Below are 15,910 nucleotides of genomic sequence, written 5' to 3'. Positions count from 1 at the left end.
GTTACTCGTCTGCCCGCCCGGCGGCGTGCGAGAAGACGAACTCCCGGAGGAGCTTCGCCGCCAGCGACGCGGCCTGCCCGTCGTCGCGGTCGTTGACTTCGACCACGTCGAAGCCGTCGGCGTGGGGCGCGACCGCTCGGACAACGTCTCGCATCTCCCGAGAGGTGAGGCCGAACGGCTCTTTCGTGCCCGTTCCGGGTGCGAACGCCGGGTCAGCGGCGTCGATATCGACGCTCAGATAGACGGACTGGTCGTCCTCGAAGTCGGGGTCCCAGTCGGCGACGGCCTCGGGTTCGACCACGGTCACGTCGTCGGCGTCGGCGCGCTCCCACTCGTCGGGCGAGCCGGTTCGCGCGCCGAGAATCGCGACTTCGTCGACACCGAGTTTGTCGAGGACGCGGCGGGTGACGGTGGCGTGGCTCCACTCGTTGCCGTCGTACTCCGTTCGCAGGTCGAGGTGGGCGTCGAGACAGACAAACACGTCGGGTTCGACGCCGGTGACGCCGGCGGCGGTGACGGTGTGTTCGCCGCCGAGGACGACGGGGACGGCGTCGTCCCAGACGGCGTCGCGGACGCTCCCGGAGAGCCATTCGACGTACTCAGGTGCGTCGTCCCACGCGCGGACGTCGCCCGCGTCGTGGACGCGCAAGTCGGTGAAAAACTGGTCGGTGCGCCGGTCGTAGTCGTCGAACGACTCGGCGAACCGACGGATTCGGTTCGGTCCGAACCGGGTTCCGGGTTGGAAGGACGTCGAGATGTCGAGCGGAGCGCCGAGAAGGACGTAGTCGGCGACCTCGCGGTCTGCGGTTGCTCCGGGGAACATCTCTGTGGCCCCCGTTTAGACGATCTTTCGCTGGCCTTCGTACTCGAGGTACTCGATCTCGTCTTCGGGGTTGAGGTCTTCCTCCTCGGGGATGCGCATCGTGAACGTCTGGTACGTTTCGAGGTCCATGATCTGGGCGTCCTCGCCGGTGACGGAGACGACCTGTCCCTGCTTGCGCTCGATGATGGGCACCCACACCTTCGCGTCGACAGGCTGGGAGAGCGAGCGTTTCTTGCTGTCGAAGACGCCGCGGGCTTCGACGCGCGCCTTCGCGCTACCGTGCTTACCGGGCTTGGCGGTACTGTAGGCGTTGATCTTGCACGGCTTTTCTTCCATCATGACGTAGCTTCCTTCTTGGAGCTCGCGCACCTGCTTCTGCTCTTTCGCCATGTCTCTCCGTTATCGGATGGAAGGTATAAACGGTTTGGAACCGTCTTCGCACGCGACTCCTTACCGTGAAAATCGCGGGCGTCGGCCGGTTCGGTCAGGCGTCTTCGACCGCGTCGACCTCGGCCATCTCCGGGTCGAACCACGTCCCCGTCGCGTCGCGTCTGGCGCGGCTCCCGAGCGCGCCGGACGCGACGTTTGGCAGTGCGAGCGCGAGCATGATGGCGGTCGTCAGCTCGCCGGGCGTCTCGACCAGCGGGATGACGTACTGGAACGGAAACAGAATCGGCGTCCGTTCGAGAAAGGTCAAAAGCACCGAAAGCGGCATCAGCAGACACCCCCAGGCGACCCCGGCCATGAGGCCGTGCCACCCGCCGTCGGCGGGGTCCGTGCCGACGACGTAGCCGGCGAGCGCGCTCCCCGTGACCCCGCCGACGAGGGTGAACTGCCCCGTCATCGCGTAGACGAGCGATTCGGTGCACGCGGCGAGACACACCCCCACGAGCACCGGTCGCCACTCCGTCATGGCAGAGAGCGTGTCCCCGCGAGCCGATAAAATTACGCGCCCGATTCTCAGCTTTGATTACTCTCTGCGGCGCTCTTTGAGGTTCTGCCGGGTGAACTGCGGCGTCGTCCGGATGCCCTTTCGCGAACGGAACGACCGCCAAAGCAGGAGGGCCACGACGCCCGTCGGCGCGCCCGCCGCGCCCACCGCGACGAGGTTCTCCGGGTTCAGCGCGTAGATGATGACCGTCGAGACGAAGCCGAACGACAGGAAGATGCCGTAGATGAGCCGCTTTGCCAGCTTGTCGAGGACGCCGCGGTTGTCCTCCAGCCGGACGTTGAGCGTCAGGTTGTCGCGGTCCGCCCGGTCGAGGACGCGTTCGAGTTTGGGCGGCACCCGGAACAGCGACTGGGCGGTCTTTTGGCCCTGCTGGCCGACGCCCTCGATGATTTTCTGGACGCTCTCCTCGCGGTAGCCCTCCTCGGTCAGGTAGTCGGTCGCCACCGAGATGAAGTCGAACTCGGGGTCGAGCGTGACACAAACCCCCTCGACGACGCCGGCGACCCGGAGCACGAGCGCGAGGTTCCGGGGGAGCCGAAGCGGGAACTCGTAGATGGTCGATTCGACCTGTTCGAGGATTTGGTTGACGCGGTACTGCTCGATGTCGTCGCCGCGGGCGTCGGCGATGGCGAGTTCCATCACGTCGCCCATCACCTGCCGGTCGACGTTCGGGCTGAGCGTCCCCATCTCGATGAGCGTGTCGAGGATGCCGTCGACGTCCTGGTTGGCGACGGCGATGTAGAACTCCACGATTTTCTCCTGGATGAACGGGTCGACCTCGCCGTGCATCCCGAAGTCGTAGAAGATGATGCGCCCGTCGTCGGTCACGGAGAGGTTCCCCGGGTGGGGGTCGGCGTGGAACACGCCGTCGTCGACGATCATCTGGAGGTAGATTCGCTGGAGGTTCGTCGCCAACTCCGTGCGGTCGATTCCGCGGTCGTCCAGCGCCTCGATGTTGTTTATCTTGGTTCCGGGGAGGTACTCCATCGTGAGCACCCGATCGTCGGAGCGTTCGGGAATCGGCTCGGGGATGACGAGCGTGTCGTCGTCCGCGAAGTTCTCCTGAATCTCGAGGAGCGTCTCGGCCTCCTCGGCGTAGTCCATCTCCTCGCGGATGGTCTTGGCGAACTCGTCGGCGAGGTTCTCCAGCGAGAACGCTCGCCCCTCGCCGATAAAGCGCATGAGAAGCGGCATCGACCACCGAATCACCCGGAGGTCGGCCTCGACGAGGTCCTCGATGCCGGGGCGGCGGACCTTGACGGCGACCTTCTCGCCTTCGTACTCGGCGACGTACACCTGTCCGAGGCTCGCGCCGCTTATCGGCTCGGTGTCGAACGCGTCGAACGCCTCCTCGACGGGGCCGAGCTCCGCTTCGAGGACGGCCTTCGAGTCGTCCCACGGCGCGGGTGGCACGTCGTCTTGGAGGGTTCCGAGCACCTCGATGTACTCCGGGGGGAGGATGTCGGGGCGCGTCGACAGGAGCTGTCCGAGCTTGATGAACGTCGGCCCGAGCGTCAGTAGCGACTCGAGGAGGACGTCGGCGCGCTTGACGCGCATCTCGGTCGTGACGCGTCGGCCGCCGCCGAACAGGAGGTACTTCCGCTTGTCACGGGTGTACGCGACGATGAGCGGGAAGAACTGATACAGGACGACGAGGAACCGCCAGTAGGCGCGGAGGTTGACCAGCGTGACCACCCGCCTCGTCAGGCGTCTTCGTCGCCGGTGGTGATGGGGATGGTCCGCTCGGAGGCGGCCTCGCGCTTGGGCAGGCGGATTTCCAGCGTCCCGCGCTCCATCGACGCCTCGGCCTCGTCGGCCACGGCGTCCGGGGGGAGGGGGACCTCGGCGTCGAGGAACAGCGGGCGCTCCTCGCGGACGTAGTCGAACTCGGCGGGGAGCTGTTTGTCGCGTCGCGCTTCGACGACCAGGCGGCCCTTCTCGACCCGAAGCTCCGCCGTCTCGGCGGTCACGCCCGGGAGGTCGAGGACCAAGAGGTAGGACGTCTCGGACTCCAACAGGTCGGCGAACACCGCGTCCGGGAGGTCGGACAGCGCGTCGCGCAGTGCTGACATGAACGGTCATAGGGAGTCGGGGTCGAAAAACCCGGCGGTCTCGCGCGCTCGCGCGAGCGCAAGGGCGATACTAACCACTTACCGACTCGGAAACCGCCAGCCGACGCCTCCGAGGCCGACGCTTTTTGCCCCCCGAACCGAAGGGCCGGTATGAACCACGACGACCGACGCACGGCCGGGTTCAAGCAACGAACGCGGCTGTCGGACGCCCGCGAGGCGCTTCTCGCGGCGGCGACGCCGCACGACCGAACCGTGCGCCGACCGCTCGCCGAGGCCGACGGCCGGGCGCTCGCGGACGACGCGGTCGCGCCCGCCGACGTGCCCGGTTACGACCGCGCCGCCATGGACGGCTACGCCGTTCGCGCGTCGGACACCTTCGGCGCGAGCGGCCGCTCGCCGAACGTCCTCCGAATCGTCGACGGCCCGGTCGAGCCGGGAACCGCCGCCCGCGTCCACACCGGTAGCGACGTACCCGACGGGGCCGACGCCGTCGTGATGGTCGAACACACGGAGCGCCTCGGCGACGAACTCGAAGTGTTCGACGCGCTCGCGGAGGGCGAGAACGTCGGCGAGCGCGGCGAGGACGTGCGTGAGGGAACCCCGCTTTTCGAGGCCGGCCACGAGCTTCGCCCGTCCGATATCGGCCTGCTTCGCTCCGTCGGCGTCGAGGAGGTGACGGTGTTCGAACGCCCCCGCGTCGCGGTCATCCCGACCGGCGAGGAGCTCGTCGAGTCCGACCCCGGCCCCGGCGAGGTCATCGAGACCAACGGCCTGACCGTCTCCCGACTGGTCGAGCGCTGGGGCGGCGAGGCGAGCTACCGCGACATCGTCGTCGACGACGCCGACCTGCTCCGCGAGGCCGTCGAGGCCGACCTCGACCACGACGTGGTCGTCACCACCGGCGGGTCGTCGGTCGGCGAGCGCGACCTCATCCCCGAGGTGGTCGACGACATCGGCGAGGTGCTGGTCCACGGCGTCGCCCTCAAACCCGGCCACCCCGTCGCGGTCGGCGTGGTCGAGGACACGCCGGTCGTGATGCTCCCCGGCTACCCGGTCGCCTGCGTCGTCAACGCCTTCCAGTTCCTCCGCCCGGTGCTGAAGCACGTCGGCTCGCTCCCCGAGCGTCCCCTGCCGACGCAGGAGGCGACGCTCACGAAGAAGCTCCCGAGTTCGCCCGGCACGCGGACGTTCGCCCGCGTCAAACTCGACGCGTCGGGCGACGAGCAGACCGCCGAGCCGACCCGGACGAGCGGGTCGGGTATCCTCTCCAGCGTCGCGCTCGCGGACGGGTGGGTCGTCGTCCCCGAGGAGGTAGAGGGCTACGACGAGGGCGACACGGTCGCCGTCGAAGGCTGGGAGTGGTCCGCATGAGAAAGCAGTTCCGCGACCTCGCCTCCCCCGAGGACGCCCGCGAGGCCATCGCGTCGCTCGACCTGACGCCCGACGCGGAGACCGTGGCGCTCGAAGACGCCCGCGGCCGCGTCCTCGCCGAGCGAATCGACGCCGAACTCGACGTGCCCGGCTTCGACCGCGCGAGCATGGACGGCTACGCGGTCCGCGCCCGCGACACCTTCGGCGCGGACGAGGCCGACCCGGTCGAACTCGACCTCACCGGAGCGGTCCACGCCGGCACCGAACCGGACGTGACGGTCGAAGCCGGGACCGCCGTCGAAATCTCCACCGGCGCGGTGATGCCGCCGGGCGCGGACGCCGTCGTCATCGTGGAGCGAACCGAGGAGCGAGACGGCTCGCTCGTCGTCTACTCGGCGGTCGCGCCCGGCGACAGCGTGATGCCCGCCGGGACCGACATCGCCGCCGGCGCTCGCGCGCTCGGCCCCGGCACGCGCCTGACCCCCCGCGAAATCGGCCTGCTGTCGGCGCTCGGCGTCGACGAGGTGCCGGTCCGCGGGAAGCCGACCGTGGGCATCGTTTCGACCGGCGACGAACTCGTCCGGCCGGGCGACGAACTGCGCTCGGAGGCGGGCGAAATCTACGACGTGAACTCCTACACCATCGCCGCGGGGGTCGAAGAGGCCGGCGGCGTCCCGAAACTCTACCCCCACGCGGGCGACGACTACGAGGAGATGGAGCGCCTGCTCCGGCGGGCGGCCGACGAGTGCGACCTCGTGCTCTCGTCGGGCTCGACCTCGGCGAGCGCGGTCGACGTCATCTACCGCGTGGTCGAAGAGCGCGGCGAGCTCCTGCTTCACGGCGTCTCCGTCAAGCCCGGCAAACCCATGCTCGTCGGCACGCTCGGCGAGGGGAGCGCCTACATCGGCCTGCCTGGGTACCCGGTCTCGGCGCTCACCATCTTCCGGACGTTCGTCGCGCCGGCGGTCCGCGACGCCGCGGGCCTCCCGGAACCCCGGACCGCGACGGTCGAGGGCGCGATGGCCGCCCGCGAGCGGTACGCCGAGGGGCGGACGCGGCTCATGCCCGTCGGCCTCGTCGACGACGGCGACGGGAACACGCTCGTCTACCCCGTCGACAAGGGGTCGGGCGCGACGACGAGCCTCGTCGAGGCCGACGGCGTCGTCGAGGTCCCGGCCGACGTGGAGTACCTCGCCGAGGGCGAGTCGGTGACGGTCCAACTGTTCTCGCCCGACGTTCGCGCGCCGGACCTGCTCGGCGTCGGCGAGGACGACCCCGCGCTCTCGCGCCTGCTCGACCGCGTGTCGTCGCCGCGGTACCTTCCGTTCGGCTCCCGCGAGGGCCTGCGGCGGCTCCGAGACGGCATCTCAGACGTGGCCGTCGTTGCGGGCGACCGAGGCGACGCCACGGACGGCATCGACGCGGTCGAACTCGGCTCGTGGACCCGCGAGTGGGGACTCGTGGTTCCCGCAGGCAACCCCGACGGGCTGTCCGGGCTCGTGGACCTCGTGGACGGCGACCTCAGCTTCGTCAACCGGGATTCGAACTCCGGTCTGCGGACCGACCTCGGCAACGCGGTCGCCGCCCTCGCCGACGAGCGCGGGACGACCCGCCACGAACTCGTCGAGTCCATCGAGGGGTTCGACCGGGGGTCGAAGGCGTTCGAAAGCCCCGCGCGGGCGGTCGCCGCCGGCCGCGCCGACGCCGGACTCGGTCTCCGCGCGACCGCCGACTCGCTCGGGCTCGACTTCGTCTCGCTCGGGACACAGCCAGTCGCCGTCCTCGCGAACCCCGACCGGGCCGAGAAACCCGGCGTCGATTCGTTCCGCGACGCGCTCGCGGCAAGCGACGACGTGTTTGCCGCCCTCGCAGGAGTCGAGAGGGGCCAAGCGCCGCGGTAACGTTTTAGAAAGCCGCCGGGAGCGGTTCAGATATTCGCGTTTCGCTGAAGTATAAACTAAGTGGAACGTTTTTATCCACGTAGCGTGTATATCTGGTATATGAACCGCCCTCTGAAGGTCCTACACGTCGACGACGACCCCGAGATGCTCGCCCTCTCGACCGCCGCGTTCCGCCAACTCGACGCCGTCTCTTTTCTCACCTCTGAGTCGGCGACCGAGGCGCTCGACGTCATCGCCGCCGAGTCGGTCGACTGCGTCGTGAGCGACTCGCTCGTCCTCCCGAACGGGGTGCCGCTCGTCAAGGCAGTCCGACAGAAACACGCCGACATCCCCATCCTCCTGTTCACGGCGAAAGAGTGGCCCGAAGTCGCCGACGTCGCCGCAACCGCCGGCGTCACCGAGTACGTCCAGAAAGCCGGTCCCGGCGACCTCGCGACGGTCCTCCAGCGGGTCCGCGACCTCGTCGACGACGACAGCGTCGACTCCGCGCTCGCTGTCGGGGTTTCCGCGGTCACGCGGGCCCTCGAAGAACACGCCGCCGCGACCGCCGAGGCGTCGTTCGGCGTCGACGACGACTGGGAACTCGTCGGGCAGTGGCTCGGCGACGAAGAGCTCGGCATCGTCATCGTGGAGTCCGTCGAGTCCTACGGCGGACTCTCGGCCATCGAGACGCCGCTGTACGAGTACATCGACACCGACGCGCTGGAAGAACTGCTCCACCCCGTCGTCGAAGACGAAGAGCGCCCCGGCATCGAGGTCCGGTTCCCCTACGAGGACATCCAAGTCGCCGTCACGAGCACCGGCGACATCTTCGCCCGCCCGTCGACCGAGCGGACGCTCTCCTGAGCGTCGTCTCCTCATTTTCGTCTTCGTTTTCTCGCCCGCCGAGTCGAACCTCCGCCGGACCGGACGAGGTCGTCGAAGCTCTCGACGCGGTACTCGCCGAGCACGCATCGCCCGCGGTGTTCCGGGCCGTGTCGTTCGACGTGGATGCCGTCCAAGCCGGCGTTCCACGCGGCCCCGATGTCGCTTTCGCCGTCGCCGGCGAGCACGCCCGCGGTGCCGCCGTCGGTCAGGAGCCGGTCGTCGAGCCCCAGTTCGCCGATGGCGCGTCGGACCGGCGCGGCGTCGGGTTTCCATCCCGTCTCCTCGGTACAGCAGACGACGGTATCGAACCAGTCGCGCACGTCGAGGTGGTCCAACACGGGGTCGGTCAGGAACTGCTGGCAGTGGGTGACGATGCCGACCGGGCGGCCGGCGGCGTGAATCTCCTCGATGAGACGCTCGGCGTCGTCGTGGAGGTACGTCACTTCAGCTCGCTTCGCTGGGTCTTCCTCGCGGTGGAACGCGGGCCAGAACTCGGCGGGGTCGATACCCCACTCGCGGAGCATCGGGTCGCGCGCGCCGCCGAGCCCGTGCCAGATGGTCTCGGCTTCGCGGTCCGTGAACCGCCGGCCCAGTCGGTCGCCGACGCGGTCGAACACGTCGCGCGTGTACGACCAGTCGGCGTCGACGAGGGTTCCGTCGAGGTCGAACAGCCAGAAATCGTAGTCATCGGCGACCATTCGGACAACACAGTACGTCAGGCGTGGATAAATGTCTTCCCCCGCGTCACGAACCGCTCGATTCGACGCGAATCGCGCTCCCGAAGTACTTGTGGAGCACCTCCCGGACCGAGTCGGCGTTGAACGCGTCGAGGTCCGCGGCGACGGCCTCGCGGAAGGCGTCCAGCGACGCCTCGTCGGCCCGGAGTTCGGAGAACGAACACGAGACGACGTTCGCGTCGAGCCACGACGCCGCGAGGTCGCGGGCGTGGCGCTCGTCGTTCACCTCGCCCCGCCAGAGCGCGTCGCGGAACAACAGCCAGCCCTCCTCGCCGGGCGGCGGCGGCGTGACGCGGACCGTCGTCTCGAACTCCCGCGGGTCGGTCTCGACGCCGGCGGCCGCGTCGAGGCGGAAGCGGACCCGGAAGACGTAGGTGAGCGCCGCGGTCCCCTCGTCGCTCACAGCTCGTCGTCGAACAGGTCGGCGAGCCGGAGGTCCTTGTCCGTGATGCCGCCTTCCTCGTGGCTCGTGAGGCGGACTTCGACCTCCTGGTACCGAATCGTTATCTCGGGGTGGTGGAACTCCTCTTCTGCGACCTCGCCCACGCTGGCGGCGAACGCCACGCCGTCGAGGTAGTCGTCGAACTCGTAGACGCGGACGATTTCGTCGCCGTCGCGTTCCCAATCCGACCCGAGTTGTGCGTCGACTTCGTCGTCCGAGAGCAGGTCTGCCATGCCGAACCCGTCGGGTGGCACCCCGATAAGGATTCTGCCGGACTGTCAGGTTCCGCCCGCCCGGAGGACGAACCGCGGCCCCGTCAGGCGCCGTCGCCCCTTGCGGTCGCGGCCACGGACGATGCATCCCGTGACCGACACCTCGTCGCCGCGGGCGACGACTCCCGTCACTTCTCCGCCGCCGAGCGCGACGTGGCCGGCCGGCGGGACGCGGACCCGGACCTCGCCGGTCGAGTCGCGGAGAACGAACGGGCGCGTCGCGCGGCCGACGACCGGCCGACCGCCCTCCCCTCGTCGGTCGTCGCCGGCGCTCGCGTCGCCCCGCCAGACCTCGACCGCCGGCCCGCCGCTCGCGACTTCCGCGACGGTGCCGACGACAGTCGCCCGAGCGACGCCGTCGAGGCCGTGAACCCGTCGTCTCGGGGTCGCCTCGACGAGGCGGCGACGCGCTCGCGCCCGGAGGCGGTGCACGAGATGCCGGCCGACGGCCGAAAACGCGCGGGCGGCGGTGAGTCGGCGGTCGGCGTCGAGACGGGAGCGTCGCGCGAGGCTCGTGGATTTCGGTCGGCGTGCCATCGACGCGGGGTGGTCCCGCGCTCGGATAAGAAGGTTCGCTCGGCGTCCGCTTCGGCCGCCAGTCAGTCGTCGGAGAGCTGTTCGAGGACGCGCCGCGGCACCTCGCCTTCGAGCGCCTCACGGTCGAGGTCCTCCGGCGGCTCGCCCGAGAACTCGATGGACGGCCCGGACGGCTCGGACGGCCCGGCGGAGTCCGACCCGCCGAGGTCGTCGAAGCCGGGGTCGAAAAGCCGCATGGCGGTCTGGATGGTCGTCCAGTCGTCGTCGCCGGCGGCGTCGCGGAGGCTCTTGGTCGGCGCGGCGAGAATCTGGCCGACGAGCGCGTCCGCGAGCGACTCGACCGTCTCGCGCTGTTCGTCGGTGAGGTCGCCCTGCGCTTCGAGCTTCGACAGCGCCGTCGACACCTCGCGGCGCTTGACGTGCTCTGCGGCCTCGTACATCGAGCTGATGGCCTCGTCGGCGCGCTTGCGCTTGTAGGCGGCGAGCAGGCGGTCGAACTCCTCGTCTATCATCGCCTCGACCTCGCGGGCGGCCTCCTCGCGGCGCTCCGCGGTCCGGTCGGTCACCGTCTCCAAATCGTCGATGTCGCGGACGCGGACGCCGTCGATGTCGGCGGCGGCGGGGTCGACGTCCCGCGGCTGGGCGATGTCGATGAGCATCGTCTCGCCGGCGTCGTCCAACTGGTCCGGCGTGACGACGTAGTCGGGACTGCTCGTCGCCGTGATGACGAGGTCGGCGTCGCGGAGGCGACCGCGGAGGTCGCCCAGTCCTGCGGCCTCCGAGACGCCCGGCACCTCGCGGGTGAGGTGGCGGGCGTTGGCGACCGTCCGGTTCGCGACGACGAGGTCGCCCACGTCGACCGACGCGAGCGCCTTGGTCGCGAGCGTGCCCATCTCGCCCGCCCCGACGACGAGGGCGTCCACCCCGCCGACGGGGGCGTCGAGTTCGGCCCGGGCGAGCCTGACGGCGGCGCTCCCGAGCGAGACGGCGCCCTCGTTGATTGCCGTCTCGTCGCGGGCGCGCTCGCCGACGTGGACGGCCTTCATGAGCGCGTCTTCGAGCATCGGGCCGATGGCGTCGCGTTCGCGGGCGGCCTCGATGCCGGCTTTGACCTGTCCGAGAATCTGGTCCTCGCCGAGGACGAGCGATTCGAGCCCCGACGCCACGCGCATGAGGTGGCGGAGGGTCTCTTCGTGGTCCATGTAGCGGACGCTCCCGTCTCGGACGTCGGGAGCGAAATCGTCGAGCGCGCGGCGGCCGTCGGTCGCGTCGTCGGTGACCACGTACGCCTCGGCGCGGTTACACGTCTGCAGGGAAAACGCCTCGGAGACGCCGTCGCGGGCGAGGAGTCGCTCGACGACCGTCCGAACGTCGTCGCTCGACGCGGCCTCAATCTCGCGAACGCTGGCCCGGTCGTGGGCGACGCTCACACCGGAGATGACGCCCGAATCTCTCATGAATCACCTCGCTGTGTGTCTCGTATCACGCGCGCTGCCTCTTGGCGGGGGTTTGCATCGCCGGTACGTAAAGCCTTCCAAACCGACGGGTCTCGCACGACCGCGCGAATCGCATCACGGCGCTCGGCCGGCGACCGGTCGGACGCCTTGAGTTCCGCGCGAAGCTCCGCGGTCAGCGCGGCCATCTCGCCGGCTCCCTCCAGTTCGGCTTCGATGCGCTCCCGGAGGTGCTTCGAGAGGGCGGGACTCGCCCCGCCGGTCGTGATTGCGACCGACACGTCGCCGTCCTCGACGGTGGCCGGAACGACCACGCTCCCGGCGTCGCGCTCGCCGCTCCGGTCGGCCCGGTTGACCAGCGCGTCCGCGTCTCGGGCCGCCGCGACGACCGCGTCGTTCACGGCGTCGTCGTCGGTCGCCGCGACGACGAGCGCCGGGGCGAACCGCTCGACCCAGCCGGGAACCTCGTCGGGCGCGGGGGCCGCTCGGACGAGCTCCGCGTCGCCGAAGTCGCGGTCTCCGAACGCGGGGCTGACGACGACGGTCCGCGCCTCGCGGGCGAACCGGCGGGCCTTCCGCGCGCCGACGGGCCCCCCGCCGAAGACGACGACCGTCTCGTCGGAGAGGTCGTGGACAAGCGGAATCATCTCACTTCGTGTTCGCCTCGGCTCGCTCGTCCAGCCTGATTCCCGTCTTCTTCAGAATGCGCGTCGAGAACAGGGTGTCCCAGTCGTCGTCGCCCACGTCCCAGTAGTCGCTCATGACCTCGCGCACCTGTTCGATTCGGGCCTCGCTCTCCTCCTCGGAGCGGCCGTGGGTCATCGCGAAGAAGTTGTACGGCCAGACGCCCTCGTGTCGCGGCCGGCGGTAGCAGTGGGTGACGAAGTCCAGCGAGGCGATTTCGGGGCCGACCTCCATCACGAGGTCGTCGGGGACGTTCCAGACGGTCATCCCGTTTTCCGAGTAGCCGAGCGCGTAGTGGTTCGGGATGACGCCGACGCGGCGGACCTTCCCCTCCAGATTGAACCGCTTGATGGTCTCGACGACCCACGCCGGGTCCTGCCCGACTGCCTCCGCCACGTCGGCGTAGGGCGTCTCCGTAATCGGTAGGCCGCCCTGAATCTCCATGACGAGGTCGCGCTCGTCGGGCGTCAGTGCGCGTGCGTCCGTCGGCTCCACGTCGGGGCCGAGATGCGAGAGGTCGAGGTCCCCGTCCGAGATGGGACCGTCGAGGAGGAACTTCGCGCCGACGTGGAACTCGCGGCGCTTGGGCATGTTGTACGTCGCTTGGCCCGTCTCGGCTTCGATATCGCCGAGCACCTCCTCGACCCGCGACTCGTCGGCGACCGAGACGACGAACCACATGTTCAGGTGGGGGTGCTCGCGTTCGTAGTTGTGCGCGACCTCGCGGTGGGCGTTCACCTGCTCGGCCACCTCGTCGAACCGCTCGGGCGGCGCGTGCATGGCGACGAGCGTCGCCGTACCGCCGATTTCCTCGGCGTTGACGAGCGCGCCGAACCGCGAGAGGACGCCCTCCTCGTCGAGCGTCCGCACCCGCTCGCAGAGGTCGGCCGCCGACACGTCCACCCCGCGCTCGCGGAGCGCGGCCGCCGCTGGCTCGAAGGGACGTCCGACGACGGGGAACCCGCCTTGGAAGGCGTTGACGATGGCGCGGTCGAGACGAGAGAGGTCCGCGTCCGCCTGTATCATGCGCGTCACTCGGGATGCGAGGCGGATAAACGCCTCGCTTGTTCTCACCGTAGCGAACAGAACCGAACGCCCGGCGAGCCGACCGTGAACGGTCGACGCGGGCGGGGCGAGCGCCCCCGCTCGTGAAGTAAAAAAGGATGTTCGAGCGTCGACGGGCCGCGCCCCGCGTCGATTGACCGCCTCAGGGGACCGGCGTGACGCGGTCGACGTCGTCGAGCGCTTCGAGCCCCTCGACGATGGCGTCTTGGTCGGCGATGGCCTCGTAGTAGAACACGAGGTCGAACGTGCCGTCGCGGACGAGCTGTTGGCACTCCCAGACGAACTCGTCGTCCTCGACGGAGAGGCCCTGGAACTGGTTGGACGAGAAGTCGGTGTCGTCGTTGCCGGCGTAAATCCACGCGTCGCCCTTCCCCGCGTGCTCGGCGATTACCTCGTTGATTTCGACGGTCAGCTCCTGCATCTCCAGGTCCTCGCGGCTGGTGAGGTCGGTGTGGACGATGGCCCCGACGAGTTCGATGTCGCCGGGTTCGAGGAGCGCGAGGGTCCGCTGGTAGAGGTCCTCGTCGATGGTCTCGCTCATGTCCGAGTCTTCTCGGGGAGGTACAAACGGGTGGCGATTCGTCGCCCGCGCACCGTGCGACGGTGTAACCCACAAGACACATTGCCTCGGGAGACGACCGACGGTGTATGTTCGGGTGGGTCCGACGCGGCTTTCGACGCGCCTACGAGCGGGTGCTCGACCGGGAGATAGACGACGGACCGACCCACGTCGCCATCATTCAGGACGGCAACCGCCGGTACGCCCGGAAGAACGGCGACGACGCCCCCGACGGCCACAAGGCCGGCGCGCAGACGACGGAGAACGTGCTGACGTGGTGCGAGGAACTCGGCATCGAGGAGCTGACGCTGTACACCTTCTCGACCGAGAACTTCGACCGGCCGGACCACGAGCGCGAACCCCTCTTCGACCTCATCGAAGACAAGCTCTACGAGTTCGCCGACGCCGACCGCGTCCACGAGAGCGAGGTCGCCGTGCGCGCCATCGGCGAGGTCGACATGCTCCCCGACCGCGTCCGCGACGCCGTCGAGTACGCGGAGTCCCGGACCGCCGACTACGACGGCTTCACCCTCAACATCGCCCTCGCGTACGGCGGCCGGGCGGAACTCCTCGGGGCCGCCCGCGACGTCTGCCGGGCGGTCGACCGCGGCGACCTCTCGCCCGACGAGGTGGACGTGTCGGCGGTCGACCGCCGCCTGTCCAGAAAGCCCGTCCGCGACGTGGACCTCATCATCCGCCCCGGCGGCGACGAGCGCACCTCGAACTTCCTGCCGTGGCACGCCAACGGCAACGAGGCCGCCGTCTACTTCTGTGCGCCCTACTGGCCGGAGTTCTCGAAGGTCGACTTCCTCCGCGGTATCCGCACCTACGAGTCCAGAGAGCAGTCGTGGCAACGCACCCGGACCGAGCGCGCTGTCACGCTCGTCCGGGCCGTCGCCGAAGTCGAGTTCGAAGACGCCCGCGCCGTCGCGGGTCGCCTCCGCGAGCAACTCCCCTCGTCGGGGGCTGACGAGGTGTCCGCCGAGTTGGCGAAGCGGACCGACGAGACGGCTGACTGAGTCGTCGGCGACCGTATCCGAGTCCGCCGGTCACGACGACTTTCGAACCCGTCGCCGGTACGTCCGCCAGCAGAGCCACCCCAGAAACGCGGCACTCTGCCCGAGGACGAGAGCGACGAACTCGACTTCGTACCGCGGCCCTAACAGCAGTACCACCCCGCCGTAGGTGACGGTCGGAACCCACGAGCGCCAGCCCTCGTATCGGGATTCGAGGAACAGCCACGGCGGGACGATAGCGACGCCGACGAGCGCCCATGGCCAGTCTGGCGGGGCGGGGTGATTGAGCCAGAGGATGAGTAACAGCGAGAGCGCGAGGAGGACGTGCCCGTCTTCGAGCCACTCGCTGGCCGGCGGTGGCGACGGGAGGGGGCCTGTTCTGTCGGTCGAGGTGGAGGGCATTAGGGACGTGTTGCTATTCAATCAACATATCTGTGCGGTCGAGGAGGGAGTGTCGGCGACGCCGCCACGCGATTCGCCCTATCGGCCGAACTTCTGTCGCACTCTTCGAGCGCGACAGCGGTTGGCCTACCGGCCAAATCTCCGCTGACGGTCCTGATAGTCCCGCAACGCCCGCAGGTAATCGCGCTTCCTGAAGTCCCGCCAGTTCACGTCGGTGAAGTAGAGTTCGGCGTAGACGGACTGCCAAATCATGAAGTCCGACAGGCGCTCCGCCCCCGTCTTGACCACGAAGTCGGGTTCGTCGGGGAACACGAGGCGCTGTTCGATGTCCGCGGCGTCGATGTCGTCGGGGTCGAGCGCGCCCTCGTCGACCTCCGCGGCCAGCGACCGGACGACCGAGGCGAACTCGCGTTTCCCGCCGAGGCCGATACTGACCTGCACGGGGGCGTCGGCGCGCTCGGTGTCGCCCGGCTCGCGGACCTCGACCCGCTGGGGCACGTCGAGGTCGCGGAGTTCGCGGGCGAGCGTCGGGACGACCGCCTCGTCGAGGACGCTCACGGAGATGGTGACGCGGTCGCTTCCGAACTCGAACGCCCAGCCGACGAACGCTTCGAGCGTGTCGTACGCGCCCTGTTCCAGCAGGTCGCGCTCGGTGATGACGAGCGCGACGTGCTCGGGGGCGTCGGCGTCGTCGAGGCGGAACCGGAGGGCGAGATAGGAGTCGTACAGTCCCACGAGAGTCGTTCTCGGTGCGAT

Annotated in this window: 19 protein-coding genes; 4 read left to right on the top strand and 15 right to left on the bottom strand. The window is 69.3% G+C overall.

The window, feature by feature from the left end:
• Nucleotide 1: 1 nt before the first annotated feature.
• The 5 genes from speB to IEV64_RS03070 form a co-directional block, all read right to left on the bottom strand.
• Entirely contained in the window at nucleotides 2-823 is an 822-nt protein-coding gene (speB, locus tag IEV64_RS03090; RefSeq protein ID WP_007275661.1) for an agmatinase, read from the bottom strand.
• A gap of 15 nt (nucleotides 824-838) precedes the next feature.
• Nucleotides 839-1,213 carry a translation initiation factor IF-5A gene (locus IEV64_RS03085; protein ID WP_004062652.1) on the bottom strand — a complete coding sequence of 125 codons (375 nt, stop codon included), beginning with the start codon at nucleotides 1,211-1,213 and terminating at the stop codon, nucleotides 839-841.
• A gap of 94 nt (nucleotides 1,214-1,307) precedes the next feature.
• Nucleotides 1,308-1,736, bottom strand: coding sequence for a DUF5518 domain-containing protein (locus IEV64_RS03080; RefSeq protein ID WP_007275662.1), 429 nt, complete (start codon nucleotides 1,734-1,736; stop codon nucleotides 1,308-1,310).
• 57 nt (nucleotides 1,737-1,793) lie between these two features.
• Nucleotides 1,794-3,470: an ABC1 kinase family protein gene (locus tag IEV64_RS03075; protein WP_188423114.1), complete on the bottom strand. Its 1,677-nt coding sequence runs from the start codon at nucleotides 3,468-3,470 to the stop codon at nucleotides 1,794-1,796.
• A gap of 8 nt (nucleotides 3,471-3,478) precedes the next feature.
• Entirely contained in the window at nucleotides 3,479-3,847 is a 369-nt protein-coding gene (locus IEV64_RS03070; RefSeq protein ID WP_004062650.1) for an Hsp20/alpha crystallin family protein, read from the bottom strand.
• A 150-nt stretch (nucleotides 3,848-3,997) separates the two neighbouring features.
• Between IEV64_RS03070 and IEV64_RS03065 the strand changes: the two genes are divergently transcribed.
• From IEV64_RS03065 to IEV64_RS03055, 3 genes are all read left to right on the top strand, one after another.
• A complete protein-coding gene (locus IEV64_RS03065) occupies nucleotides 3,998-5,218 on the top strand; it encodes a molybdopterin molybdotransferase MoeA (protein ID WP_188423113.1) in 1,221 nt (406 codons plus the stop codon).
• Complete coding sequence (locus IEV64_RS03060) at nucleotides 5,215-7,119, top strand: molybdopterin biosynthesis protein (RefSeq protein WP_188423112.1); 1,905 nt, start codon at nucleotides 5,215-5,217, stop codon at nucleotides 7,117-7,119. Before IEV64_RS03065 ends, IEV64_RS03060 begins: the two co-directional genes overlap by 4 nt.
• 99 nt (nucleotides 7,120-7,218) lie before the next feature.
• Entirely contained in the window at nucleotides 7,219-7,965 is a 747-nt protein-coding gene (locus IEV64_RS03055) for a response regulator (RefSeq protein WP_188423111.1), read from the top strand.
• Between the two features lie 11 nt (nucleotides 7,966-7,976).
• Here the strand turns inward: IEV64_RS03055 and IEV64_RS03050 are convergent, their stop codons facing one another.
• The 8 genes from IEV64_RS03050 to IEV64_RS03015 form a co-directional block, all read right to left on the bottom strand.
• The gene (locus IEV64_RS03050; protein WP_188423110.1) at nucleotides 7,977-8,684 is read right to left on the bottom strand and encodes an HAD family hydrolase; all 708 of its coding nucleotides are present in this window, start codon (nucleotides 8,682-8,684) and stop codon (nucleotides 7,977-7,979) included.
• A gap of 46 nt (nucleotides 8,685-8,730) precedes the next feature.
• Entirely contained in the window at nucleotides 8,731-9,126 is a 396-nt protein-coding gene (gene lwrS / locus IEV64_RS03045; protein ID WP_188423109.1) for an LWR-salt protein, read from the bottom strand.
• On the bottom strand, nucleotides 9,123-9,398 hold the full coding sequence (locus IEV64_RS03040; protein ID WP_007275669.1) for a 4a-hydroxytetrahydrobiopterin dehydratase: 276 nt from the start codon (nucleotides 9,396-9,398) through the stop codon (nucleotides 9,123-9,125). Before IEV64_RS03040 ends, lwrS begins: the two co-directional genes overlap by 4 nt.
• Before the next feature lie 45 nt (nucleotides 9,399-9,443).
• Nucleotides 9,444-9,974: a hypothetical protein gene (locus IEV64_RS03035; RefSeq protein ID WP_007275670.1), complete on the bottom strand. Its 531-nt coding sequence runs from the start codon at nucleotides 9,972-9,974 to the stop codon at nucleotides 9,444-9,446.
• A gap of 62 nt (nucleotides 9,975-10,036) precedes the next feature.
• Nucleotides 10,037-11,431 (bottom strand): glutamyl-tRNA reductase, encoded by a 1,395-nt coding sequence (hemA, locus tag IEV64_RS03030; protein WP_188423108.1) that lies wholly within the window; start codon nucleotides 11,429-11,431, stop codon nucleotides 10,037-10,039.
• Nucleotides 11,428-12,075, bottom strand: a complete 648-nt coding sequence (locus IEV64_RS03025; RefSeq protein ID WP_188423107.1) for a precorrin-2 dehydrogenase/sirohydrochlorin ferrochelatase family protein — start codon at nucleotides 12,073-12,075, stop codon at nucleotides 11,428-11,430. The genes hemA and IEV64_RS03025 overlap by 4 nt, the downstream gene beginning before the upstream one ends.
• Before the next feature lies 1 nt (nucleotide 12,076).
• Nucleotides 12,077-13,138 carry a siroheme decarboxylase subunit beta gene (gene ahbB, locus IEV64_RS03020; RefSeq protein WP_188423106.1) on the bottom strand — a complete coding sequence of 354 codons (1,062 nt, stop codon included), beginning with the start codon at nucleotides 13,136-13,138 and terminating at the stop codon, nucleotides 12,077-12,079.
• A 181-nt stretch (nucleotides 13,139-13,319) separates the two neighbouring features.
• The gene (locus IEV64_RS03015; RefSeq protein ID WP_007275675.1) at nucleotides 13,320-13,718 is read right to left on the bottom strand and encodes a DUF5778 family protein; all 399 of its coding nucleotides are present in this window, start codon (nucleotides 13,716-13,718) and stop codon (nucleotides 13,320-13,322) included.
• 107 nt (nucleotides 13,719-13,825) lie between these two features.
• Here IEV64_RS03015 and uppS point away from each other — a divergent pair, with 107 nt between their 5' ends.
• Nucleotides 13,826-14,755, top strand: coding sequence for a polyprenyl diphosphate synthase (gene uppS, locus IEV64_RS03010; RefSeq protein ID WP_188423105.1), 930 nt, complete (start codon nucleotides 13,826-13,828; stop codon nucleotides 14,753-14,755).
• 30 nt (nucleotides 14,756-14,785) lie between these two features.
• Here the strand turns inward: uppS and IEV64_RS03005 are convergent, their stop codons facing one another.
• Both IEV64_RS03005 and IEV64_RS03000 read right to left on the bottom strand, forming a co-directional pair.
• Nucleotides 14,786-15,154, bottom strand: coding sequence for an Rz1 protein precursor-related protein (locus IEV64_RS03005; protein WP_188423104.1), 369 nt, complete (start codon nucleotides 15,152-15,154; stop codon nucleotides 14,786-14,788).
• A 126-nt stretch (nucleotides 15,155-15,280) separates the two neighbouring features.
• The gene (locus IEV64_RS03000; protein WP_188423103.1) at nucleotides 15,281-15,889 is read right to left on the bottom strand and encodes an undecaprenyl diphosphate synthase family protein; all 609 of its coding nucleotides are present in this window, start codon (nucleotides 15,887-15,889) and stop codon (nucleotides 15,281-15,283) included.
• Nucleotides 15,890-15,910: the final 21 nt, after the last annotated feature.

This window comes from Haloferax sulfurifontis (assembly GCF_014635105.1).
GTDB classification, from domain to species: domain Archaea; phylum Halobacteriota; class Halobacteria; order Halobacteriales; family Haloferacaceae; genus Haloferax; species Haloferax denitrificans.
Note: the sequence above shows the minus strand (reverse complement) of the source record. Positions and strands in the feature narration are given on the sequence as shown.

Coding starts and splice junctions, on each gene's coding strand:
- speB (WP_007275661.1), bottom strand. CDS start 823: ATGTTCCCCGGAGCAACCGCAGACCGCGAGGTCGCCGACTACGTCCTT.
- IEV64_RS03085 (WP_004062652.1), bottom strand. CDS start 1,213: ATGGCGAAAGAGCAGAAGCAGGTGCGCGAGCTCCAAGAAGGAAGCTAC.
- IEV64_RS03080 (WP_007275662.1), bottom strand. CDS start 1,736: ATGACGGAGTGGCGACCGGTGCTCGTGGGGGTGTGTCTCGCCGCGTGC.
- IEV64_RS03070 (WP_004062650.1), bottom strand. CDS start 3,847: ATGTCAGCACTGCGCGACGCGCTGTCCGACCTCCCGGACGCGGTGTTC.
- IEV64_RS03065 (WP_188423113.1), top strand. CDS start 3,998: ATGAACCACGACGACCGACGCACGGCCGGGTTCAAGCAACGAACGCGG.
- IEV64_RS03060 (WP_188423112.1), top strand. CDS start 5,215: ATGAGAAAGCAGTTCCGCGACCTCGCCTCCCCCGAGGACGCCCGCGAG.
- IEV64_RS03055 (WP_188423111.1), top strand. CDS start 7,219: ATGAACCGCCCTCTGAAGGTCCTACACGTCGACGACGACCCCGAGATG.
- IEV64_RS03050 (WP_188423110.1), bottom strand. CDS start 8,684: ATGGTCGCCGATGACTACGATTTCTGGCTGTTCGACCTCGACGGAACC.
- IEV64_RS03040 (WP_007275669.1), bottom strand. CDS start 9,398: ATGGCAGACCTGCTCTCGGACGACGAAGTCGACGCACAACTCGGGTCG.
- IEV64_RS03035 (WP_007275670.1), bottom strand. CDS start 9,974: ATGGCACGCCGACCGAAATCCACGAGCCTCGCGCGACGCTCCCGTCTC.
- hemA (WP_188423108.1), bottom strand. CDS start 11,431: ATGAGAGATTCGGGCGTCATCTCCGGTGTGAGCGTCGCCCACGACCGG.
- IEV64_RS03025 (WP_188423107.1), bottom strand. CDS start 12,075: ATGATTCCGCTTGTCCACGACCTCTCCGACGAGACGGTCGTCGTCTTC.
- ahbB (WP_188423106.1), bottom strand. CDS start 13,138: ATGATACAGGCGGACGCGGACCTCTCTCGTCTCGACCGCGCCATCGTC.
- IEV64_RS03015 (WP_007275675.1), bottom strand. CDS start 13,718: ATGAGCGAGACCATCGACGAGGACCTCTACCAGCGGACCCTCGCGCTC.
- uppS (WP_188423105.1), top strand. CDS start 13,826: ATGTTCGGGTGGGTCCGACGCGGCTTTCGACGCGCCTACGAGCGGGTG.
- IEV64_RS03005 (WP_188423104.1), bottom strand. CDS start 15,154: ATGCCCTCCACCTCGACCGACAGAACAGGCCCCCTCCCGTCGCCACCG.